The organism is Lactobacillus gigeriorum DSM 23908 = CRBIP 24.85 (genome assembly GCF_000296855.1).
GTDB lineage: Bacteria > Bacillota > Bacilli > Lactobacillales > Lactobacillaceae > Lactobacillus > Lactobacillus gigeriorum.
Genome location: NZ_CAKC01000089.1, coordinates 1 through 3,250 on the forward strand (window position 1 = coordinate 1; position 3,250 = coordinate 3,250).

Annotated in this window: 2 protein-coding genes; both read right to left on the reverse strand. The window is 35.3% G+C overall.

The window, feature by feature from the left end:
• Nucleotides 1-123: 123 nt before the first annotated feature.
• Nucleotides 124-1,560, reverse strand: a complete 1,437-nt coding sequence (locus BN52_RS08215; RefSeq protein WP_008474032.1) for a glycoside hydrolase family 32 protein — start codon at nucleotides 1,558-1,560, stop codon at nucleotides 124-126.
• Nucleotides 1,560-3,161, reverse strand: a complete 1,602-nt coding sequence (locus BN52_RS08220) for a type 2 periplasmic-binding domain-containing protein (RefSeq protein WP_040473516.1) — start codon at nucleotides 3,159-3,161, stop codon at nucleotides 1,560-1,562. The genes BN52_RS08215 and BN52_RS08220 overlap by 1 nt, the downstream gene beginning before the upstream one ends.
• Between the last annotated feature and the right edge of the window lie 89 nt (nucleotides 3,162-3,250).

Consider the following 3,250-nt stretch of genomic DNA (forward strand, 5'->3'; position numbering starts at 1 on the left):
ACAAAAAAAGCATTTACTGAATGAAAAGATTCAATAAATGCCTCTGAAATATTCGTCAAGTGCTTAACTTAATGACATTGCACTTTGAATGCTAATTGGTTTTTATTTAGGATTTATAGAAAATTATAATTGGGATAATTTAATTCTGAATTCTGACTTGGTCGGATTCTTCACATAACATTTTTTCAATTCTGGATATACATAATAGGTGGCAGATAAGGTTTTTCCATCAATGAAAACTTCAATTGAGGATCTATCAATAAGAATTTTTAATGCACTAGCATCACGTACTTCAAGCGTTCTTTCTTCAATGGTTTCTTTTTCTTCACCATGTATTCTATAACCAAAATCCTTTCTTGATAGGGTTATACGATTTTGATCGATCGAAACTCGCAAATTATGATTTTCATCATCACCAAAAGAAATTTCTAGGGGCTTTTTATTTTCTTTCTTAAGGCTGATTAAATTATTACTCTCTAGTAAATACGAATCTTCTTTCCTGCTAGTAATGACTTCCGAATTATCATTAGCTTCTTCAAGAACTTCGGATGGAATTTCTTGTTTTAGTCCATGTTTCGATAAAACTATCTTTCTTGGTAAAATCATTTGCCCTGACCAACGCAAATTGAGTTCGTGTTGAACATTAGTTCTACCCCATGTTTGCATCCAAGCGGTCATTATTACTTCATTTTTATCATTTAAACAAGTTTGTGGTGCATAAAAATCCAACCCAGCATCAATTTCATGGTAATCATCAATTGAGAAGGTCAAATCATCCCAGTTCATTTTTCCGGTCATATAGATTGAGGAATTAATATTTTTATATGCTAGTCCTTCGCTCGGCATTTGCATTGGACTAACAATTAGCGCTACCTGATCATGATCTTGGATTAAATCTGGACACTCCCATATGATACCCATATCTGATGAGCCTTCAACTAAAACTTTACCTTGAGACCAATTAATCAAATCTATTGAGGAGAATATCAGAATCGCACCATGACTTCTATCGCCTTCTTGTTTCTTGGTGGCCAAAACTGCGTAGTAAGTATTATCGTGCTTGATTAGTTTAGGGTCTCGAAAATCAACTGTGTCAAAACCTTCAGGTAAATTAGTTTCAGCTATAACTGGATTTTGCTCATATTTTTCAAAATGAACACCATCATTAGATATGGCTAAGCACTGAACTTGTCTTACAATTCCATCGTGTTCGCTTACACCTGTATACATTAAGTAAATTTTGTTATCTTTTATTATGCTCGAACCTGAGAAGCACCCCCTTTCATCATAAGGCCTATCGGGGGCTAAGGCCATTGGCAAATATTGCCAATGAACCAAGTCCTTGCTTTTTGCATGACCCCAATGCATCGTATCCCATTCATCCCCGTATGGGTTTGTCTGATAAAATAAGTGATATTCATTTTTATAAAAGACAAAGCCATTTGGATCATTCATCCATCCTGTTTCAGCGGCTAAATGACTATTGGGTCGAAAAATTTGGGGAATCTTTGATGCATTCTCTTGAACATAAGCGTTAGCTTTATCAAGCAAATTTTCCATTATTCGTCACCCTTTTGATACTTGTCATAGTACTTTTCTTTCAACTTAAGGTAGTCATCACTACCATTTTTCTTCAATCCTGCTAAATAGCTCTTCCATGAACTATCAGTTACGCCATTTTTAATAAATGTTGCACGCATTCGCATAATGTAATCTGATAAGTCAGCATTGATTTGAGCCAACTTGGTAGTATCAGCTTCATTCATAAAGACGATTGGATAATTATGTTCGTGATTAATGTAAGGACGATATACATTCTTCAAAATGTTCATCCGCCATTGAGCATCATCTGGTTTGGTGGTGTACACGTTGTAGTAACTATCCAAAATTGCAAGTGGTCCGGCAATTGAAGTCTTTTCACGAACTTCAACAGGTGCTGAACCTTTTAATGGCAAGTGCTTCAACATTGGTTCACCATTCTTATTCTTAGACATTTCGAAGATATTTTGGATCTTCTTATCACCGTATGTACCCCAGTTATCTTGAACTGATTGCATTGGTGCATATAATTGGTCAATCCATTTTGCAGTTAATTCTAGATTCTTATTAGCACTAGTAATTACCATACGTCCACGATCAAAACCATAATTATTAGTTCTAGTTACTTGTCGTTTACCGTTTGGACCAGCAAGCACTGGAAGTGGTTCATAATCGGAATTGTCACCGGTAATGTTGGTCTTATCCCAAGTAAAGTACAAACCTACTTGTTTCTTGGCACCTTTAGCAACCAACGTATTCCAATCTTGTTCAAATGCAGCTTTATCAATTAAGCCTTTGCTCCATAAGTCGTGGAAATATTGTGATGCTTTTCTGAATGAATCATCATCTGCAGTAAAGTTTACTTTGCCATTGTTGTCTATTGTAATGTGATCATCATTATCGCCATCTCCACCAAAGGCAGCATACAAGACTTTCAAGTCTTCATTACCATTCATATTGATGAAAGTCATTGGAATTTCATCTTGCTTGCCATTACCGTTAGGATCTTTGGTCTTAAATGCTTCAAGTACCTTTTCCAAATCATCAGTAGTCTTTGGCATCTTTAAGCCCAATTTCTTAAGCCATTTAACGTTAATCCAAGCAATATCATTAACGGTATGAATTGAGTCTTTACCTTCACCTAATTCTTCAATCCAAGGGAATGAATAAATATGACCGTTAGGTGCTGTTACCATTCGCTTATATTCAGGATGCTCTTTATAGATTTTTGATAAGTTTGGCATGTATTTCTTAATTAACTTATCAACTGGTACAATCGTTCCCGTCTTTGCCCACTTTAAGATATCGCTATCACTCGCAGCTGCGTTAAAAATTGCATCAGGAATGGCACCAGAAGAAATATCCAAGTTACGCTTTTCAGCAAAATCACTTTGATAGTTAGTCCAATCGATATGAACTCCGGTCTTCTTTTCTAAACGTTTAAAAATCAACTGATTATTAGGATTCTTTGGCGCTAAAGTCGAGTTTTGATTCATCATCTTCAAAGTTACTTTCTTCTTAAGAGGGAAAGCTACCTTTTTTAAATCATAGCTTGGACTTGAAGCATTTTGTTCTTCTTTATTGCCACAGGCTGCCAAACCTAAACTTAATGTCAACAACATCGTAGTTGCAGTAAGTGTCAATATTTTTGCGGTAACCCATAAACCATTAGTCTAATCTTGCTTTCTTAAATATTTATATGATTTAAACT

Coding starts and splice junctions, on each gene's coding strand:
- BN52_RS08215 (WP_008474032.1), bottom strand. CDS start 1,560: ATGGAAAATTTGCTTGATAAAGCTAACGCTTATGTTCAAGAGAATGCA.
- BN52_RS08220 (WP_040473516.1), bottom strand. CDS start 3,161: ATGTTGTTGACATTAAGTTTAGGTTTGGCAGCCTGTGGCAATAAAGAA.